At 64.8% G+C, this 1057-nt stretch carries 1 protein-coding gene; it reads right to left on the reverse strand.

Going from position 1 to position 1057, the window contains the following annotated elements; translation table 11 throughout:
- Positions 1–36: 36 nt before the first annotated feature.
- A partial coding sequence (locus E3T28_RS10530; RefSeq protein WP_206750459.1) for a DDE-type integrase/transposase/recombinase occupies positions 37–1057 on the reverse strand: 1021 nt, incomplete at its 5' end.

Here is a 1057-nt window from a genome sequence, read left to right on the forward strand (position 1 = left end):
CCGGAATTTGTCAAGGTGAATGAGGCCAGCGTGAGTTTAGGCGGCTAGTTTCGGTTCGGCCTCCGCGACTGCGGGTTCGGCGGGTTGGTTGATCCAGGCTGGCCCGGGCAGGGCGAGGATCTTTGGTGCGGCGCTGCTGCTGAAGCGTTCTGGGTTCTGGGCCCGGGCCGCGGCGAGGACCTTGCCGCGTTCGATGGCGCGGCCCGCGGCGTGTCCGTAGTGAACGTCGGCGGGAGTGTTCAAGCCGATGCCGGTGTGGTGGTGGGTGTGGTTGTAGCCCTCGACGAAGCGGTTCATGAACAGGCGTGCGTCGCCGAGGGTGCCGAAGCGTTCCGGGAACACCGGCGCGAACTTCAACGTCTTGAACCACGCCTCGGAGTACGGGTTGTCGTTGCTGACCTGAGGCCGGGAATGCGACTTCGTGACCTCTAGATCGGAGAGCAACGCGGCCACGGTCTTGGATGTCATCGACGTTCCTCGGTCCGCGTGGACGACGTGGGGAACGCCGTGGATGCCGAAGGTTTCCTTCATCATCTCCACGGCCAACTCACCGGATTCGGAGGCGTGAACGTAGGCGCCGACGATATAACGGGAGTAAATATCGATCATCACGTAGCAGTCAAAGTAGCGGCCCTTCACGGGCCCGGCGAGTTTGGTGATGTCCCACGAGTAGACCTGGCCGGGCCCGGTCGCGACCAGTTCCGGGATTGCCCGGGCCGGGTGGCGGGCCAGGCGGCGGCGTTCCTTGACGAGCTTGTTCGCGGCCAACACCCGGTAAATCGTGGAGATCGACGCCAGATACACGCCCTGATCCAGCAGTCGGGCATAGATCTGAATCGGCGCCAGATCGACCAGCTCCGGCGAGGTGACCAGTCTCAGGATTCGGGCCCGCTCGGCCTGGCTGAGCTTGTTCACCGGCACCACCGCTGCCCGCCTTGTCGGCGTTTGAACCGGTGTTCGCGTCGCGGTTGCCCGAGAGACTCCGGTCAGACGGGCCGCGGCGCGGGTCGGGACGTTAGCGGCGGTGAGGTCGCGGTAAACGCCCATCAGGATCTCG

The organism is Cryobacterium sinapicolor (assembly GCF_004403465.1).
Taxonomy (GTDB): domain Bacteria; phylum Actinomycetota; class Actinomycetes; order Actinomycetales; family Microbacteriaceae; genus Cryobacterium; species Cryobacterium sinapicolor.